This window comes from Kosakonia sp. AG348 (assembly GCF_003337365.1).
GTDB lineage: Bacteria > Pseudomonadota > Gammaproteobacteria > Enterobacterales > Enterobacteriaceae > Kosakonia.
Genome location: NZ_QPJR01000002.1, coordinates 229,962 through 248,888 on the forward strand (window position 1 = coordinate 229,962; position 18,927 = coordinate 248,888).

An 18,927-nucleotide genomic window follows, 5' to 3' on the forward strand; every position below is an offset into this window, starting at 1 on the left:
TTTAGCAAGGAGTCCGGAATGTCATTTAGCCAGCGGTTAAGCAACATAAAAATTAGTAGGAAGCTGTCAGTCGGTTTTGGATTAGTTCTCTTTCTGGTTGCTATTGCCACCGTCCTGAGCGTATTGCGCTTCAAAGAAATACGCGACGTCTACGAAAAAACCAATCTTATGTACAACATCAACATTGAAGTATTTCAGGCCAAAATTAACCGTCTGAAATACTTCTATGGCGATGATAAATCAGGGCAGGTGATGGCCAACTATGTGCGTCACGCTTCCGAGCTGACTGCCAGCGCCGACGATATGTCCTGGTCTGCAAACGAAAAACAAATTATTAACGATGTCGCCCGCCACCTGGAACAGTTCCAGAGCGCGATTGGCGAGATGCAAAAAGCCACTGGTGACATCAAAACCGTGCGCGATTCGCTCGATAAACTGGCCGCACAAGATCTCTCGGCGCGCTATACCACGCTGGTGCGCACACCGGTTGCCGACACGGCGCTGATGGCGCAAATTTACGAACAGTTATTTGCGATCAGCACGGTGCGCGACGCCGCACTGGTGGTGCGTTACAGCCCGGGTAAAGAGTCGAAAGAGGCGCTGGATGCCCGTTTTGGCGCAACGCAAAAGAGCGTTCAGGCACTGGCAAGCCAGTTACCGGGTGAGCTGCAATCACCGTTGCAATCCCTGTGGGATGACACAGTGAAATACCGCGATTTAAGCCTCAACTATCTCAGCGCTTTCCAGGCATTAAAAGCCGCGGAAGATAAAGTGAAAGTGGGTGGGGACGAGAGCAGCGCCTCGCTCAAACAGATCATTACGCTGGTGAAAGTGCACAACGATGAACTGGCGTACACCTCGAGCACCATTGCGTCGATTATCGGTGTGATCGCTATCCTGCTCGGTGTGATTGTCTCCTGGTGGGTTATCCGCCAGATTACGCGTCCTATCGATCGCAACCTGGCGCTGGCAGAACGTATCGCCAGTGGCGATCTCAGCTCACAAATTCGTGCGCAGAGCACCGATGAGCTGGGGCAATTAACCGGTGCGATGGGCCGGATGAACGACACGCTGCGCGATATGATTTTTGAAGTGCGCAACAGCGTGAGCCAGGTTTCGCGTGCAGCGACGGAGATTGCCGAAGGCAATACCGATCTCTCTTCCCGCACCGAGCAGCAGGCAGCGGCGGTGGTTGAAACCGCCGCCAGTATGGAAGAGTTGACCGCCACGGTGAAAAACAACGCCGATAACGCGCGCAATGCCAGCAGCCTGGCCGCTCAGGCGTCGAAAACCGCCAGCGAAGGCGGCACGGTGATGCGCGAAGTGGTGAACACCATGGGCGATATTCATAACAGTTCGAACAAAATTGCCGATATTACTGCTGTGATTAACAGCATCGCCTTCCAGACTAACATTCTGGCACTGAACGCCGCCGTAGAAGCGGCACGCGCCGGTGAACAAGGCCGTGGCTTTGCGGTAGTCGCCAGCGAAGTGCGCAGCCTGTCGCAACGCAGCTCGCAGGCGGCAAAAGATATTGAACAGCTGATTAGCGAATCTGTATCACGCATTAATGTCGGTAGCGAACTGGTGGCGAAAGCCGGTGAAACCATGGATCAGGTGGTGCAGTCTGTCACTCGTGTTAACGATATCATGGGCGAAATCTCTTCCGCTTCCGAAGAGCAGAGCCGCGGTATTGAACAAATCGCGCGCGCGGTGGGTGAGCTGGATAGCACCACACAGCAGAACGCCTCGCTGGTGAGCGAATCCTCATCGGCGGCGGGTTCGCTGGAAGAGCAGGCACGTTTGCTGGAAGAACTGGTCGCTACGTTCCGTCTCGATCAGAATGGCGCAAAACCGGTCGCCAAAACAGGTAAACCGACCGCCAGGCCCGCTGTGAAGCAGAACGTTGAACCGCGTGAAACCGCCACGAGCGATGAGGGCTGGACTACGTTTTAACTTTTGATACGCGCATCAGTAGCAGCCCGGAAGCGCGATGCAACCGGGCTTTTTTATGGGAAACGGCGGTATGAAATACCCTCTGGTAAAACAACTAAAACAGCACGATACGTTGCGCCAAAGCTTTATTGATTTAGCCGTAGATACCTTCGATTTATCCTTCGAGGCATGGTATCAGGCGGGATTCTGGACGGAAAACTACATTCCCTACGCGCTGGTTGATGACAACCAGGTTATCGCCAATGCCTCGGTTAACGTTATCGATACACGCTGGTTGGGCGCCGAAAAACGCTATATCCAGATAGGCACGGTAATGACCGATAAGCGCTATCGCAATAACGGACTCGCCCGTTACCTGCTGACGGAAATCATCCGGGACTGGCAACATCGGGCCGATGCAATCTATTTGTACGCAAACGCCACCGTGCGGGATTTTTATCCGAAGTTTGGCTTTGAGAAAGCGCGGGAATATCAATACACCCTGCGCGCCACGCCGGTGGCGAGTGACTTTCGCCGGCTGGATATGGACGACGACGCCGACAGGCAGCAGTTGCTGCGCTATTACGCGAAATCCAACCCCTTTTCGGCGCTGCCGATGAATAACAACGTAGGGTTGTTGATGTTTTACTGTGCATCATATTTAAAAGCGTGCGTCTACTTTTCAGAAAAACATCAGGCTATCGCCATTGCCACGCAAAACAGAGGCACGCTGCTGTGCTTCGATATTTTTGCCGAACCGGGCACGACATTAACGCAAATCGTTAATGCATTAGCCAATCAACAAACCCAGCGTGTGGTGTTAGGTTTTACGCCCAACGAATCCGGCGAATGCGAATGCACGTTAATCGACGATGAGGACACGCTGTTTCTGTTCAGCGGCAAAGAGAATGTGTTTCGCGACCATCAGGTGATGTTCCCACTGTTGTCACATGCCTAGTTGTCACACGCCTGGTTGTCCCACGCCTGATCGTTATCGCTATAAAAAAGCCCCTGCTAACAGGGGCTTTTTATCACTCAAACTGATACGCGACCGATAAGCCGACGCCGTAATTACGCCCCGGGGCCGGTTCGTAATAACGGTCATTGCCTTCGTTAACGATAACGGAACCGACGTATTTGCGATCAAACAGGTTATCGACCCGGCCAAACACGTCCATCATCCAGTTGCCATAGCTGAATTTATAACCGGTATTCAGCCCAGTGACGGTATAAGAAGGCGCTTTGGCGCTGTTTTCGTCATTGGCCATCAGATCGCTCATATAGCGCACATCTGCGCCCGCGTACCAGCCCTGATCCGGGATCCAGGCCAGCGAGGCAAAGCCCATATTGCGCGCGATACCCGGAATACGGTTGCCATTACATGCACCATCGCATACGTCACTGCGATACGTTGCATCAAGATAGGTCCACGCCAGTTTTGCCCGCCAGTTCCCGGCGAATTGCTGATCGAGGGATAATTCCGCGCCCTGACGACGGGTTTTCCCGGCGTTTTTATAGGTGGTGCGCCCGCCAGTGCTGGTATCGGTCACGATCTCATTATCCGTATCCGTACGGAACAGCGCGGCGGTCAGCAGGCCATTGCCGATACGCGTTTTGCTGCCGATCTCCACGGTGTCGTTAGTTGATGGTTTCAGCGCGAAGTTGAGACCAGTTTTGCCATCCGCGCGGTAGGAGAGTTCATTAATCGTGGGCGTTTCAAAACCGCGACCGGCAGCGGCATACACATTCCAGCCCTCGGTCATGACATATTTCAGCGACGCGGCAGGCAGCCATTTGTGATAACTGGCTTCGCCGCTGTCATCACCATTTCGCGCTGTAATGTAATGATCGTTGGAATCAAACCAGACGGAGCTGTAACGCACGCCCGCATCCAGCGACAGCTTATCGGTGAGTTGCCAGGCGGTTTGCAGATACGGATCGACGTTCCACATCAGATTGCGTTCGTTACGGCGCAGACTGCCTTTTTCGCCATACACCGGCGTGGTGCCATTCATCACAAAGTTTTCGTAACCTTTGCGCTCCTCGCTCATGTTTTCGTAGTTCAGACCGCCGGTAAAGGTCACCGGTACGCCCAGCTCGCCACGGTGCGTCCAGCGGGTATCAATGCCCTGATAGTGGCGCGTTAAATCAATCACGCCGCCCGCGTGGGTGGGGTTGAGCTGTGGGCCGCGCGGAATCGATTGATATTGCGTGGTTTCACGCTCACCGGCGTACATCATCACGCTTAAATCATCCTGGCTGCTCATCTGGCGTTCATAACGCAGGCCCGCCTGGGTTTGCTTAATGGTTTTGCGCGTATCGTATTGCTGCGCCCGCGGTGACTGGCGCGGGTTATCTTTCCACTCGGACTCGGTTAACCCGCCTGCATCGTTCGCTTTAATGTCAACGCTGTTAAAAATCAGGCTCAGTTTACTGACGTCATCAATGCGCACGCCGAGTTTCGCGTTGGCGAGATTTTTCCGTGCGCCGCTGCGATCGCGATCCCCCTGGGTGACAAAACGGGTGCTGGACACGGTGTAATCAACATCGCCCGCGTGCGTCCCGTCACCCATTGCGCCGGTGGCTTTCAGCCCGTAGCGCCAGCTACCAAAGCTGCCGTAATAGCTGCTGGCTTCAATGGTTGTCGGTTCACGCCCGGTCTGCGTGGTGACATTCATTACCCCGCCAGATGCGTTGCCATACAGCGCCGAGAACGGGCCGCGCAGCACATCAATGCTCTCCACACTGTTTAAATCGATATTCGAAGTTTGCCCCTGGCCATCCGGCATGGTCGCAGGAATGCCATCCACATACAGGCGAATGCCGCGTACCCCGTAAGTAGAACGCGAACCAAAGCCGCGAATCGACAGTTGCAGATCCTGCGCGTAATTTTGCCGGTTTTGCACTTGTAAACCGGGAACGCTGTTCAGCGATTCCGAGAGATTGACGCGCGGCGCAGCCTGGCGGATGTCGTCGCCTTGCACGACGCTCACGGCGGCGGGGCTGTCCAGTTCGGAAACCGCCTGCGGCGTGGCGCTGACAATCATGGTTTGTTCGTTGTCGGCCGCATAAGCGGAGGTGGAGAGCGCAGCCGGTAGCAATAACACCGGCAGGGTGGCCTTTGTGGCGGAAATGATATTCATGACGGAACCAAGTTAAAAGACGAACCAAAAAAAGGAAATACGCCAATATGTTAAAGCGTATGTAAATTATTTGAAAACTTTAAACGCACATTACGTTAATGATTAGTGTAACGGAGGAAACGGGATCCTGCGTCGCGACGATTAACACTCCACTTTCTTGTCATTAATGATTACTATTCTCAACTACAACAATAAGCGAAACCGCCGTTTCGTGCACTGGACGCATGTGAAAACGTAACCATTAAGTTGAACAAAGGGAGTCGTCATGTCTTTACGCCAATTATGCTCACCGCGCTTGCGCCGTACGTTGCTTCTGGGATCGTTACTGCTGGCGGGTTCATTTAACACCCACGCCGCAGAGGAGATGCTGCGCAAAGCCGTCGGCAAAGGTGCCTATGAAATGGCCATCAGCCAGCAGGAAAACGCGCTGTGGCTGGCCACTGCGCAAAGCCGCAAAACGGATAAAGGCGGGGTGATTTACCGTCTTGATCCGACCACGCTTGCCATTACGCAAGCTATTCACAGCGACGTAAAACCCTTCGGCACAACGCTTAATCACCGCACGCAGACGCTGTGGTTCGGCAACACCACGGACGGTTGCGTAACGGCGGTAGACGCTAAAACCGGCGTCATTAAAGGCCGCGTGGTGCTGGATGCGCGTAAACGTTCGGAAACGGTGCGCCCGCTCAGCCCGCGCGAGCTGGCGGTGGATGAAGAGACCAATACCGTTTACATCACCGGCGTCGGGAAGGAGAGTGCGATATGGGTGGTGGATGGTGCTGCGCTGAAGCTGAAAACGACTATTACCAGTACGGGGACATACAGCACCGGCCTTGCCATCGATACTGCGGCAAAACGTCTCTACACCACCAATGCTGACGGTGAGCTAATCACCATTGATACCCGCAACAATCGCATCCTGGAACGCAAAAAATTGCAGGATGACGGCAAAGAGCACTTCTATCTCAACCTGAGCCTCGATATCGCCGGTCATCGCGCATTTATCACCGACTCAAAAGCGCCGGAAGTGCTGGTTGTCGATACCCGTAACGGCAAGGTAGTGGAGAAAATCGCGGTACCAGAATCACTGGCGGTGCTGTTCAATCCCGCGCGCAATGAAGTCTACGTGACGCACCGCGAGGCGGGGAAGGTAAGCGTTATCGACGCCAAAACCTATAGCGTAGTGAAAACCTTCGCCACGCCAACCCATCCGAACAGCCTGGCGCTTTCAGCGGACGGCAACACGCTGTATGTCAGTGTGAAACAGGCTTCAACGCGCGAGAAAGAGGCCACGCAGCCAGATGATGTGATACGTATTGCGCTGTAATCGTTTGATACCTTAAGCTCCCTGCGGGGAGCTTTTTCTTTTACAGCAAGGAAATACCATGCGCAGTACATTGCTTGCCACGGTCGTGACCGCTCTTTTGCTGGCGCTTTTTCTCTTTTTCCGCCTGAGCGAATTTGACGTCCCCGATGCGGGCGGGCAGCAAACCCTGCGCATCACTCACGGTAGCGATTCACTGGCTGGAACGTTGATCCTGCCCGCAGGTGTCTCGTCGCCGCCGGTGGCGCTGCTGGTTCATGGCGATGGCGCGCAGGATCGCTGGTCGGATGGTGGCTATCTGCCGCTGGTGAACCATCTTGTCTCGCAGGGGATTGCGGTCTTTTCGTGGGATAAACCCGGTGTTGGTGAGAGCACAGGAAACTGGCTGGCGCAAACCATGGACGATCGCGCGCTGGAAGCCGCTTTTATACTGCAACAATTGCGACAGCAACCGGCGCTGGCGCACAGCCGGTTAGGTTTTGTTGGCTTTTCTCAGGCGGGCTGGGTGGTGCCGCAGGCCAGCCAGTTGGCGCAGGCCGATTTTGCCGTTCTGGTGGGCCCGGCAATAAACTGGCGTAACCAGGGAGCATATTATTTGCGCCAGCGTTTGCAGCTTGCCGGTCAACCTGCGAGTGAAATTACCCGGGCGGTGGCGAACGATACCGCCGCGTTTGATGCGCACTATACGCAAGAAATCACGTCCCGCCCGTGTGCCGCAGCCTGTACGCGCGACGACTTTGAACGCCGTAACGCGCTTGCCGATGCGCGTGTTGCCATTGGCAGCATGCAAACGCCGGTCATGGTGTTGATGGGGCAAGACGATCGCAATGTTGATTCAAAGGAAACGCTGGCTGTCTGGCAGGCGCAGTTACCGCTGAAAACGCCACATTGCCTGCGCCTGATCCCGGCGGCCACGCACGGGCTGCTCAACAGCCGCTGGTACGATTATCAATTAGCGTCCCAGTGGCCAGCGTGGAAACAAGGGGTATTTTTGTTATCAGGGCGTAAGGCGTATGCAGCCGGCGCGCTGGACATGATTTCAGGCTGGATACGCAATGGCGCGTGTCCCGATTAACACCATTCCCAAGGGGATCAGATGGCTATCGATAGAATGGACTGGCACTATGGCGGGCAATATCCGGACGAGCTGCCGATGGAGAACGCCGGTACCCATATCGGCTTTTACCTGACGTGGATTATCGACAACCAGCTCGAAGGGGAGTTTCACCGGGAAGAGTCTGCTGATGAGCTGGCCGCGGTGCGCAACCGCGCGATCACGGGTCGCGATTTTTTCATCAATATGTGTGATGAAAAATTCTGGAAAGAGGATTTAAACGCAGAGGGTCAGGCTTTCACTGACTATTACTACACCACTGAGACGGCAGGGTATTTTGACGATTACGAGCGCGTGCTGGCGACAGGGCTGCCAACGATCTACCACGTGGATAATACCCAGGAAAACTATGCGTTGATTGCACCGCAGATTACTGCCGCCTGGCAACGTTTTAAACAAGCGCAGGCGTAACTTTCGCGCCAACAAAAAAGCCGCAACGTTTCCGCTGCGGCTTTTTGCTTTTATGACGTGTTACGAACGTGTCTTCTGTGCAGAATCCGGGTGAACCGGCGCGGTGCTATGGATCTCATTAACGCGCTTACGCACGCCAAACCAGCCCGCAACCAACAACACCGCGATCAGCGGAATAGAACCGATGGTGTACGTGCCGTTCGGATAATCGAACGCCATCAGCACCAGCACGCTAAGCAGGAACAGCAGCGTCAGCCATGAGGTCACCGGAGCGCCAGGCATTTTAAAGCTGACATCCGCCGCTTTGCCTTCGTGGATAGCTTTGCGCAGACGCATCTGGCACACCACGATAAAGCCCCAGGAAGCAATAATCCCCAGCGAGGCAACGTTAAGCACGATTTCAAACACCTGCGATGGCACCAGGTAGTTCAGGAACACGCCAACAATATAGACGCAAATGGTCGCCAGAATGCCCGCGTAAGGTACGTGGTGGCGGCTCATTTTCGACATAAATTTCGGTGCGGAACCGCCCATCGACATCGAGCGCAGAATACGCCCTGTGCTGTAAAGCCCGGAGTTGAGGCTGGAGAGCGCGGCAGTCAGCACCACCATATTCATAATGTCGCCGATATACGGCACGCCCAGTTTGGAGAAGAAGGTGACAAACGGGCTTTGCCCCGCCTGGTAAGCATTCCACGGCAACAACAGAACCAGCAGCACCACGGAGCCGACATAGAACAGACCGATACGCCAGATAACGCTGTTAATGGCTTTCGGCACCATGGTCTGCGGATCTTTACATTCGCCCGCCGCCGTACCAACCAGTTCAATAGAGGCGAATGCGAACACCACGCCCTGCACCAGCACCAGTGCCGGTAACAGACCGTGCGGGAAGAAACCGCCGTTATCGGTGATCAAATGGAAGCCGGTCGCGCCGCCATCGAGCGGTTTACCGCTGCCGAGGAAAATCGTCCCGACGACCAGGAACACCACAATCGCCAGCACTTTGACCAGCGCAAACCAGAACTCCATCTCTGCGAACCACTTCACGCCGATCATGTTCATGGTGCCGACAATCGCCAGCGCGCCAAGGGCGAATACCCATTGCGGCACATCACCAAACGCGCCCCAGTAATGCATATAAAGCGCAACGGCGGTGATATCCACGATACCGGTCATCGCCCAGTTGATGAAATACATCCAGCCGGCGACATACGCGGCTTTTTCGCCAAGGAACTCACGCGCATAAGAGACGAAGCTGCCGCTGGAAGGGCGGTGTAATACCAGTTCGCCCAGCGCGCGCAGAATGAAGAAGGAGAAAATACCACACACCAGATAAACGATAGCCAGCGACGGCCCCGCCATCTGCAGTCGGGCACCTGCGCCCAGAAATAAACCCGTACCGATTGCGCCGCCGATAGCAATCATTTGCACCTGGCGGTTACCCATCGCGCGGTTGTAGCCCTCTTCGTGAGAATTGAGCCAGCGTCGTTTCGCGGCGTGATGATCCGTGACGTTGTTGTCTGTTTTCATTGCGTTACCTGTTTACCTGTCTGAACCTTGCGGAATTCCTCAACCCGGCAGGCAGAAAACCAATCGATTGCCTGGCGCGGGAAAATGTTCTGTCTTTCCAGTGTTTCTTCGTATGGATAAGACCAAACATGGCGCAGCATCGTAACCGCAATCGATATACGACGCAAAACATACCAGTGCCATCGCAGCCGACTATTAGCGGAAATTGTGAGGTTGGCAGGGACAAGCAGTGCAAATGATTCAACTTGCTGAAAAATGCAACAGAAAAAACCACCATCAGTAATACGAATATGTAACAAATTTGCAAACATATTGCCGGATTGTCTTTCGCACAGAAAGTAAGTGCAGCGCAGGGGAACAACGTCTTTGCAAATTTTTTGCTTATTTAATGTAAATTAATTGTTTCACAGCATGCGCGCGTCGCCCTATTAATGGGGTTATCTTCTCTAACGCGAGTCTATTGCATGTCTTATCGCCTGAGTTTGCTGGATAAAAGCCCCATCGCGGAGCACGAAACCGCACAGGACGCCCTGGCCCGCACGCTGCAACTGGCGCAGCAGGCGGAAAACTGGGGCTATCACCGCTTCTGGATTGCCGAACATCACAACACCACCCAGTTGGCCAGCCCGTCGCCGGAGCTGGTTATCGCCTGGATACTGGGTCAAACGCGGCGAATTCGCGTCGGTTCCGGCGGGGTGATGCTGCAACATTACAGCCCGTTCAAAGTCGCAGAAAACTTCAACCTGCTGGCAACCCTTGCGCCGGGCCGCGTTGATCTTGGCGTTGGCAAAGCCCCCGGCGGCTTGCCGCTCTCCACCCGCGCACTGCAGCAAGGAATAAACAGCGCCGAAAAGGGCAGTTTTGCCGATCAACTGGCGCAGCTGGATAACTGGTTATCCCTGGCAAAAAATGACCACGCCGAAGAAACCGTGCTGGCAACGCCGTTACCCCCGCAGCGTGCAGACAGTTTTCTGCTCGGCGCAAGCCTCGAAAGCGCGGCGCTTGCGGCAAAGCTGGACTGGAATTTCGTTTTTGCCGCCCATCTCAACGGGGACAAAGCCCTTTTGCGTGACGTTGTCACGCAGTGGCAGCAGCAGAGCCAGCGCGACACGCTGGTTGCCGTGCAGGTGATCGTCGCGGAAACCGAAGCCCAGGCGAATGCGCTGGCGCAACAGGTTGAAGTCTGGGGCGTTGAGCTGGCAAACGGCCAGCGGGTGAGCGTCGCCAGCGAGGCGCAAGGTCAGGCGTTTGCCCGCCAGGCAGGCAGCCCGGCAGTGCGCATCGCAAAACGCGAACCGTCATTGATCGCCGGCACGCCACAGCAGGTTCTGGCGGGGCTGGATCACCTGCACCAGCAGTTCGCTATTGATGAATTTATTATCGATACGCCGATCAGCGAAGGCAGCGCGCGGCTGACCTCTGTATTGCGGCTGGCGCAGGCCCACGCCAACACCAAAGCAACGCAGGAGGTGGCGGGATGAGCTTTGCGGAACAACTGATCGACTGGCGACGCGAGTTACACCAGCACCCGGAGTTGTCGTTGCAGGAGTTTGAAACCACCCGGCGCATTCGCCACTGGCTGGAGAGCGCCGGGCTGAGATTGCTGCCGTTAAGCCTGCCGACAGGCGTGGTTGCGGAAGTGGGCAGCGGTGAAAAAGTGATCGCCCTGCGCGCCGATATCGATGCTTTACCGATAGAAGAAGCGGTCGACGTGCCGTTTGCCTCGCGCAACCCTGGCGTGATGCACGCCTGCGGGCATGATATTCACTCCAGCGTCATGCTCGGCGCGGCGCTGCTGCTGAAACAGAAAGAGCCGCAACTGCCGGGCAGAGTACGCATTCTGTTCCAGCCTGCAGAAGAGAATTTTGGCGGCGCGAAACGGCTGATCGACGCCGGCGCACTGGACAACGTTAGCGCCATCTTTGGCATGCATAACGAACCCGGCTTACCGGTCGGATCGTTTGCCACGCGCGGCGGCGCGTTTTACGCCAATGTGGATCGTTTTTCGCTGACCGTCACCGGCAAAGGCGCGCACGCCGCACGCCCGCACGAAGGTAACGACGCCATTTTGCTCGCCAGCCAACTGGTGGTCGCGCTGCAAAGCATTGCCAGCCGTAACGTCAATACGCTGGAGTCGGTGGTGTTGAGCGTCACCCGCATTCAGGGGGGCAATACGTGGAATGTGCTGCCGGAACATGTCGAGCTGGAAGGCACACTGCGTACTCACCAGACGGCGGTGCGCGACACGGTGAAACGCCGCGTCGACGATATTGCCGCCGGTCTGGCGCAGGCGTTTGACGCCAATATCACGGTGCGCTGGTTTGCAGGACCTGCCGCGCTGGTCAATCACGATCGCTGGGCCACGTTCGCCCGCGATGTCGCCGACTGGCACGGTTACCAGACGCAGGAGGCGGATCTGCACATGGGGGGCGAGGATTTCGCCGTCTATTTGCAGCATATTCCCGGCGCGTTTGTCAGCATCGGCAGCGACAGCGATTACGGCCTGCACCACCCGGCGTTTAACCCCGATGAAGCGTTAATCGAAGAGGCGGCGCGTTATTTCGCGCTGCTGGCAGAAAAAGCACTGCTGCAATCCTGATGTGAAATTTGTCTGCCTGGGGCGCACGCTCCGGGCCACCTGTTGCCTGAATATGAGGATCGTTTATGTCTACAGCACGACAACTGCGGCTTGGCACCATATTACATGGCGCGTCGGGAAATATGTCCGCGTGGCGACATCCGGCGGCGCTCGCCGATGCCAGCATTAATTTTGGCTTCGTGCAGGAAACCGCGCGTATTGCCGAACAGGGGAAACTGGACTTTCTCTTTGTCGCCGACGGCTTATATATCAACGAAAAATCGATCCCGCATTTTTTAAATCGTTTTGAACCTATTACAGTATTATCCGCGCTCGCCAGCGTGACCTCGCACCTCGGTCTGGTGGGCACACTTTCCACCTCCTACAGCGAGCCATTTACCGTCGCGCGCCAGTTCGCAAGCCTTGATCATCTGAGCAATGGCCGTGCGGGCTGGAACGTCGTGACTTCGCCGCTGGAAGGTTCGGCGAAAAACTTCTCCCGCGCGCAGCACCCGGATCACGCCTTACGTTACCGCATTGCCGATGAATATCTCGATGTGGTGAAAGGGTTATGGAACTCCTGGGAAGAGGACGCGTTTGTGCGCAATAAAGCGACCGGACAATTCTTTGACGCCACTAAATTACACCCGCTGAATCACCACGGTGATTTTTTCCAGGTTGCCGGGCCGCTTAATATTGGCCGCACACCGCAGGGGCGACCGATTATTTTCCAGGCCGGTGCTTCAGACGATGGAAAACAACTGGCCGCCCGTCACGCCGACGCCATTTTTACGCATCAGGAGACGCTTGATGAAGCTAAAACGTTTTATCGCGATGTGAAAAATCAGCTGGAAAAATATGGCCGCCGCCATGATGACCTGCATATTTTCCAGGGCGTCAGCGTGATTGTCGGCGACAGCGAAGAAGATGCTGAACAGCAGTACCAGACCACCGCCGCGCTGGTCTCCATTACGGATGCGCTGAACTACCTCGGGCGCTATTTCGAACACCATGACTTCAGCCAGTACCCGCTCGACGAGCCGTTCCCGGATATCGGCGATTTGGGGCAAAACAGTTTTCGCAGCACCACCGATGAGATCAAGCGTAATGCGCGCGAGCGTCAGTTAACGCTGCGCCAGGTGGCGCTGGAGAGCGCCTCGCCGCGCCCACGCTTTTCCGGCACGGCGCAGCAAGTGGCCGATGGCCTGCAACAGTGGTTCGAAAGCTACGCCGCCGACGGCTTTATCATCCAGGGCGGTACGCCGGATACGTTCCCGCGCTTTGTCGAAAAAGTGGTGCCGCTGCTGCAGGCTCGCGGCCTGTTCCGCACGGAATACCCCGGCACGACGCTGCGCGAGAGTTTAGGTTTACCGCTGCCTGTTCATCCGTCCTCACAACAATAAAAGAAGAAAACGCTATGCAGAAAACATCACTATTGCTGGCGGCAACGCTGGCCCTGACACCACTGGCCTGGGCCGAAGATGTCAATATCAACGGGACGGGCGTGAGCCTGGAAGCCAACAAAACGCCGATCACCACCGCGAAAAACGCGCAAGCCATTGCGCAGTTGCCGAAGGATTACCACTTTGTCGTGCCGGGAAAACTGACCGTCGCCGTGGCAGCGCTCAACTCGCCGCCGCTGACGGTCTTTGCGGATGACAATAAAACCCTGCTCGGCAGCGAAGTGGACATTGCCCGCCTGGTGGCCAGCAGCTTAGGCCTGGAGCTGAACGTGGTGCCGACATCGTGGGAGGACTGGCCGCTCGGCGTCACCTCCGGCAAATATGATGCAGCGATCAGCAATATTACCGTCACCAAGGAGCGCAAAGCGAAGTTCGACTTCGCCACTTACCGCAAGGATTCCCTCGGTTTTTACGTCAAATCCACCAGTCCGCTGACATCGATTGCGAAAGCGGAAGACATTGCCGGACTGCGCATTATTGTCGGCTCCGGCACGAACCAGGAGGCGATCCTGCTGGCGTGGAACGCGGAAAACGTGAAAAAGGGGCTGAAACCCTTTACGCCGGTCTACACCAAAGATGACGCCGCCCAAACGCTGGCGCTGCAATCTGGTCGCGCCGACGCTTATTTTGGCCCGAACGTCATCGGCGCATGGAAAGCGGCGCTGACCGGTAAAACCAAACTGGTTGGCAGCGTGGACGGCGGCTGGCCGAAAGCGGCGCATATCGCGGTCACCCTGCGTAAAGGCAGCGGGCTGGTTGAACCGGTGCAAACGGCGCTCAATGGCGCGATCAAAACCGGCGACTACGACAAGGTGCTCAATCGCTGGGGCGAGGGCGTCGAGCGTATTCCGGCGTCGGAGGTGAATCCGGCGGGGCTTGGCGATTAAGGAGGCAGTCATGAGTGAACGTTTCCGCGATGTCTCGCCAGACGCACCGGAATTGCAGCCGATTTTAGACGGGCTGTTTGGCGAATACGCTGCACGCTATGGCGACTATTTTTCCCGCAGCGCCGAAGTGGAACTCACCGAGTGGTATTTGGCGCCGCAGGGGCTGTTTATTGTGCTGGAGCGTGAGGGAGAAATTATCGCGACCGGTGCCTACAAACCGTTTGATGCCCATATGGCGGAGATCAAACGTATCTGGACGAAACATGCACTGCGTAAGCAAGGGCTGGCGGCCAGAATCGTGCAGGAGCTGGAGCGGCGCGCGGTACTGGCCGGTTACAGCCACATCTACCTGACCACCGGTTTTCGCCAGCCGGAAGCGGTGCGGCTGTATCTCAGCCAGGGCTATCAGCCGCAGTTTGATATCCATCGCGATCCGGAAGAGTACAGCCAGCCGCCGTTCGACGGTCGGCTGCGCTTTAGCAAAGCGTTGTCGGTTGAGCGTTTAAGCAAAACCGCCTGAGGAGCGACCATGAAGAATACAGAAACCATCAAGGTGGTGCCCGCGCGCTACCCACTGCGTACGGTCGGCGCACTTGTCGCCCTGTTTGTGCTGGCGGCGATTGTTCAGTCCGTGGCTTTTAACCCGCGCTGGGAATGGAAAGTGTTTGCCCGTTGGTTTTTCGACCCGGTGATCCTCGAAGGGTTAGGGCAGACGCTGTTGCTGACCTTGCTCGGCACGGCGTTGAGCGTGATTTTCGGCGGTTTACTGGCGCTAGCCAGGCTTTCGTCATCGTGGCTGCTGAGTAGCCTTGCGTGGAGTTATATCTGGCTGTTTCGCTCGCTGCCGCTGATTGTGGTGCTGATCATTCTTTATAACTTCTCCTATCTGTACGACACCTTATCGCTCGGCATTCCGTTTACCGGCATTGAGTGGGCGAGCTATCAAACCATCAATGTCCTTGGGCAGTTTTCCACGGCGGTTGTCGGGTTGACGCTGGTGCAAAGTGCCTATACCGCCGAGATTATTCGCGGCGGCTTTCTTGGGGTTGATCACGGGCAGTACGAAGCGGCGGCCGCGCTGGGGTTACCCGCCTGGCGGCGCACGCTGCGCATTATTCTGCCGCAGGCGCTGCGCACGATTTTACCCTCCGGTTTTAACGAGATCATCAGCCTCGCCAAAGGCACAGCGATGGTTTATGTGCTGGCGATGCCGGAGCTGTTTTACACCATTCAGATGATTTACAACCGCACGCAGGAGGTTATCCCGCTGCTGATGGTTGGCGCAGTGTGGTATCTGGTGATCACCAGCGTGCTGTCGGCCATTCAGTATCTGGTTGAACGCTGGCTGGCGCGCAGCGAACGGCGTTCAGCCATTTCACCCTCGCGGATTCGTGCATATTCCACCGCCCGCGTGGCGCAACCGCGGGAGGCTGTTCATGCCAACCTCTCTTAATGGTCATATTTCGATTACCGGCGTCAGCAAATATTTTGGTCGCCATAAAGCGCTGGATGAGGTGTCGCTGGAGATCCCGCCCGGTTCGGTCACGGTGATCCTGGGGCCATCCGGCTCCGGGAAATCGACGCTGCTGCGTACCATTAATCACCTTGAGCGCGTGGATGAAGGGTTTATACGCATTGATGGCGAATACATCGGTTATCGCCTGCACGGCGACAAACTGTATGAGCTGAAAGAGAAGGAGATTTTGCGCCAGCGCGTTAACGTCGGGTATGTGTTTCAGAATTTCAATTTATTCCCGCACCTGACGGTGCTGGAAAACCTGATTGAAGCGCCGATTGCGCACAAAAAGCTGAGCCGCAAAGAGGCCATCGAACAGGCATACGATCTGCTGGATGTGGTGGGATTGCGTAATAAAGCCGATGCCTGGTCACGCCATCTTTCCGGCGGACAGCAGCAGCGCATCGCCATTGCCCGCGCGCTTTCGCTGCGCCCGCGGGTGATGTTATTCGATGAGCCGACATCGGCGCTGGATCCGGAACTGGTGGGTGAGGTGCTGGATGTGATCAAAAAGCTGGCGCGCGCCGGTTCCACGCTGGTGGTGGTGACGCATGAAATTGGCTTTGCCCGCGAAGTCGCCGATCAGGTGGTGTTTATGGTCGAGGGCAAAATTGTTGAACAGGGAAGCAGCGACGAGGTGCTGAATCACCCGCAGCATCCGCGTACACGCCAGTTTTTATCGAAGGTCTTATAAGGAGCCACCATGAAACGATTACTGGCGCTGCTGCTGGTCAGCACGGGCAGTTTCGCCGCCGGACAACTGGATTTAAAGGCTAATGAACAGCCGGTTACCGTGCAGCGCAACGCCGCGGCGATTGCGAAAATCCCGGCGAATTATCGCTTTGTCGAACCGGGAACGTTAACCGTGGCGATCTCGGCGCTTAACTCACCGCCACTGGCGCTGGTCGCCAGCGATAATCGCACACGCATCGGCAGCGATCCGGATATCGCCCGTTTACTGGCGCAAAGCCTCGGTTTAAAGCTCAGGCTGGTGCCAACCGCATGGGAAGACTGGCCGCTGGGCATTACTTCCGGGCGTTATGATGTCGCGCTGGTGAATATCGCGGTTACCGAAGCGCGCAAACAGAAGTTTGACTTCGCCACCTACCGCGCGGATTCACTGGCGTTTTCGGTGAAATCCTCCAGCGCAATTCAGGCCATCCGCTCCGCAGGCGATCTCGCCGGGCGTAAAGTGATTGTTGGTTCCGGCACCAATCAGGAGCGTATTTTGCTGCGCTGGAATGAAGAGAACCAGGCCGCCGGTCGCCCGTTAGCGCAGCCAATTTATCTGACTGATGACGCCTCGGGGAATTTGTATATTCAGTCCGGTCGCGCGGATGTGGTGTTTGGCCCGCAGTCCGTCGCAGCCTACAAAGCGGCGCTTAACGGCAACACAAAAGTTGTCGGCCTGGGGCCGAAAAAAGCGTGGGTGGCGACCACCACGAAAAAAGGGAACGGTCTGGTGTATGCCTTGCAGGCGGCGCTGGATGGCGCAATCGCGCGCGGTGAATATCAACAGGTGCTGGCGCGCTGGGGAGAGCAGGGGGAAGCGGTCGAACATTCGCAGGTCAACCCGCCGGGGATCACCTACGATTAAACAAAAAACGCTGTTCCGCCGGGAGTACAACTTGCGGAACAGCGTGGCGCATCGGGTCGCCAGTTTCAGGCTGTGGTCGGCGTAAGCGTAATTCGCTCCAGCGAACCGACAATAAACAGGTACGAGAAGAGACCAATCAGCCCCATTGAGCCGACATAGAGGATCGCGTAATCAAAGGAATGGGTATTGGTGAGGATCACACCAATCACCAGCGGTGTAACAATGCTCGCCAGATTGCCGCACATATTGAATACGCCACCGGCTATTCCCAGCACCTCTTTTGGCGACGTATCGCTGAGCACGCACCAGCCAAGGTTGCCAAACCCTTTGGCGAAGAATGCAACGCTCATGGCGGCAATCACCACCACTTCTGAATCAGTGTAATTGGCGAGCACAATCACGCAGGAGAGCAGCATGCCGCAGATAACGGGGAATTTACGCGCAGTAGTCAGGCTGTAACCGCGCGTCAGCAGCCAGTCGGATACCACGCCGCCCAGCAGGCCGCCGATAAACCCGGCAATAGCCGGAATGCTGGCGACAAAGCCCACTTTTAAAATCGACATCCCTTTGGCCTGATAAAGGTAGGTGGGAAACCAGGTGAGAAAAAACCAGGTAATTGACGTCACGCAGAACTGACCAATATAAACGCCGATCATCATGCGATTCACGCAGACACTTTTTAGTTGCGCGAAATTGATTTTCGCCGGTCCTTTTTTACTGCCTAATTCCGGCTCACCGCCGCCATCACGAATATAATCAATCTCCTGCTGGTTAATCTCCTTATGGGATAACGGGTCACGCACTTTAATTAACCAGAATATCCCCAGCACTACGCCAGTCGCGCCAATATAATAGAAAACATAATGCCAGCTCAGGGTGTGCAAAATAATCGTCATCAGCGGAGTGATAATACCTAATGAAATATATTGCGCAGCCTGGTAAACCGCCGTGACGAAACCACGCTCTTTATCAGGAAACCACTGCACGCTAAGACGGCTGTTGGCCGGGAAGGCGGGCGCTTCAATGGCCCCCATCATCAGGCGCAGCACAACCAGCACAATAAGCGGGCTGGCATAGAGATAAATCGTACCCTGAAACATCGTGACGATTGACCAGCCAATCAACGCCGCACCATAAACTAACCGTGAACCATATTTGTCCAGCAGCCAGCCGCCGGGAATTTGCATTACCACATAGGCGATACCAAATACGGAAAATGCGAGACCTAACGCTTCGGGATCAAAACCTAACTCTTTACTCATTATTGGCGCGACAACCGAAAGCGTCGCGCGGTCGGCATAATTAAATACCGTAGCAAGAAATAAAAATAACAGAATGCCGTAACGCACATTGGTGCGTTTAATTATTGTATTCATCACAACTCCTTTAACAGGGTTGAATGTCGGGTGTAGGGTACAAAAAAGAC

General features: G+C 55.7%; 15 protein-coding genes and 1 pseudogene. 12 read left to right on the forward strand and 4 right to left on the reverse strand.

What is annotated here, in order from left to right; all coding sequences use genetic code 11:
• Nucleotides 1–18 precede the first annotated feature (18 nt).
• Together DFO56_RS04930 and DFO56_RS04935 are read left to right on the forward strand one after the other, a co-directional pair.
• The gene (locus DFO56_RS04930; protein ID WP_045508279.1) at nt 19–1,956 is read left to right on the forward strand and encodes a methyl-accepting chemotaxis protein; all 1,938 of its coding nucleotides are present in this window, start codon (nt 19–21) and stop codon (nt 1,954–1,956) included.
• Nucleotides 1,957–2,026: 70 nt separating this feature from the next.
• Entirely contained in the window at nt 2,027–2,893 is an 867-nt protein-coding gene (locus DFO56_RS04935; protein ID WP_045508628.1) for a GNAT family N-acetyltransferase, read from the forward strand.
• A 73-nt stretch (nt 2,894–2,966) separates the two neighbouring features.
• Here DFO56_RS04935 and pqqU read toward each other — a convergent pair whose 3' ends face one another.
• Nucleotides 2,967–5,078, reverse strand: a complete 2,112-nt coding sequence (gene pqqU / locus DFO56_RS04940; protein WP_045508282.1) for a TonB-dependent receptor PqqU — start codon at nt 5,076–5,078, stop codon at nt 2,967–2,969.
• Nucleotides 5,079–5,343: 265 nt separating this feature from the next.
• Here pqqU and DFO56_RS04945 point away from each other — a divergent pair, with 265 nt between their 5' ends.
• The 3 genes from DFO56_RS04945 to DFO56_RS04955 are packed head-to-tail and all read left to right on the forward strand — an operon-like array spanning nt 5,344 to nt 7,927.
• On the forward strand, nt 5,344–6,405 hold the full coding sequence (locus DFO56_RS04945; RefSeq protein ID WP_045508285.1) for a YncE family protein: 1,062 nt from the start codon (nt 5,344–5,346) through the stop codon (nt 6,403–6,405).
• 58 nt (nt 6,406–6,463) lie between these two features.
• Complete coding sequence (locus DFO56_RS04950; RefSeq protein ID WP_045508288.1) at nt 6,464–7,477, forward strand: S9 family peptidase; 1,014 nt, start codon at nt 6,464–6,466, stop codon at nt 7,475–7,477.
• Between the two features lie 21 nt (nt 7,478–7,498).
• A complete protein-coding gene (locus DFO56_RS04955) occupies nt 7,499–7,927 on the forward strand; it encodes a hypothetical protein (protein WP_045508292.1) in 429 nt (142 codons plus the stop codon).
• 60 nt (nt 7,928–7,987) lie between these two features.
• On the opposite strand, the gene ansP is transcribed toward DFO56_RS04955, so the two are convergent.
• Nucleotides 7,988–9,460 (reverse strand): L-asparagine permease, encoded by a 1,473-nt coding sequence (gene ansP, locus DFO56_RS04960; RefSeq protein WP_016496014.1) that lies wholly within the window; start codon nt 9,458–9,460, stop codon nt 7,988–7,990.
• Nucleotides 9,457–9,771 (reverse strand): hypothetical protein, encoded by a 315-nt coding sequence (locus DFO56_RS04965; RefSeq protein WP_045508294.1) that lies wholly within the window; start codon nt 9,769–9,771, stop codon nt 9,457–9,459. The genes ansP and DFO56_RS04965 overlap by 4 nt, the downstream gene beginning before the upstream one ends.
• Before the next feature lie 153 nt (nt 9,772–9,924).
• On the opposite strand from DFO56_RS04965, the gene DFO56_RS04970 reads away from it, so the two are divergent.
• From DFO56_RS04970 to DFO56_RS05005, 7 genes and pseudogenes are all read left to right on the forward strand, one after another.
• Nucleotides 9,925–10,941, forward strand: coding sequence for an MsnO8 family LLM class oxidoreductase (locus DFO56_RS04970; protein WP_045508297.1), 1,017 nt, complete (start codon nt 9,925–9,927; stop codon nt 10,939–10,941).
• Complete coding sequence (locus DFO56_RS04975; RefSeq protein WP_045508300.1) at nt 10,938–12,059, forward strand: amidohydrolase; 1,122 nt, start codon at nt 10,938–10,940, stop codon at nt 12,057–12,059. Before DFO56_RS04970 ends, DFO56_RS04975 begins: the two co-directional genes overlap by 4 nt.
• A gap of 65 nt (nt 12,060–12,124) precedes the next feature.
• Nucleotides 12,125–14,388, forward strand: a pseudogene (locus DFO56_RS24890) (NtaA/DmoA family FMN-dependent monooxygenase).
• 10 nt (nt 14,389–14,398) lie between these two features.
• Nucleotides 14,399–14,908: a GNAT family N-acetyltransferase gene (locus DFO56_RS04990; protein WP_045508309.1), complete on the forward strand. Its 510-nt coding sequence runs from the start codon at nt 14,399–14,401 to the stop codon at nt 14,906–14,908.
• Between the two features lie 9 nt (nt 14,909–14,917).
• Entirely contained in the window at nt 14,918–15,841 is a 924-nt protein-coding gene (locus tag DFO56_RS04995) for an amino acid ABC transporter permease (protein WP_045508312.1), read from the forward strand.
• Nucleotides 15,825–16,598, forward strand: a complete 774-nt coding sequence (locus tag DFO56_RS05000) for an amino acid ABC transporter ATP-binding protein (RefSeq protein WP_016496021.1) — start codon at nt 15,825–15,827, stop codon at nt 16,596–16,598. The genes DFO56_RS04995 and DFO56_RS05000 overlap by 17 nt, the downstream gene beginning before the upstream one ends.
• 9 nt (nt 16,599–16,607) lie before the next feature.
• Nucleotides 16,608–17,501, forward strand: coding sequence for a transporter substrate-binding domain-containing protein (locus DFO56_RS05005; protein WP_016496022.1), 894 nt, complete (start codon nt 16,608–16,610; stop codon nt 17,499–17,501).
• 65 nt (nt 17,502–17,566) lie between these two features.
• Here the strand turns inward: DFO56_RS05005 and DFO56_RS05010 are convergent, their stop codons facing one another.
• Complete coding sequence (locus DFO56_RS05010) at nt 17,567–18,877, reverse strand: MFS transporter (RefSeq protein WP_045508315.1); 1,311 nt, start codon at nt 18,875–18,877, stop codon at nt 17,567–17,569.
• Nucleotides 18,878–18,927: the final 50 nt, after the last annotated feature.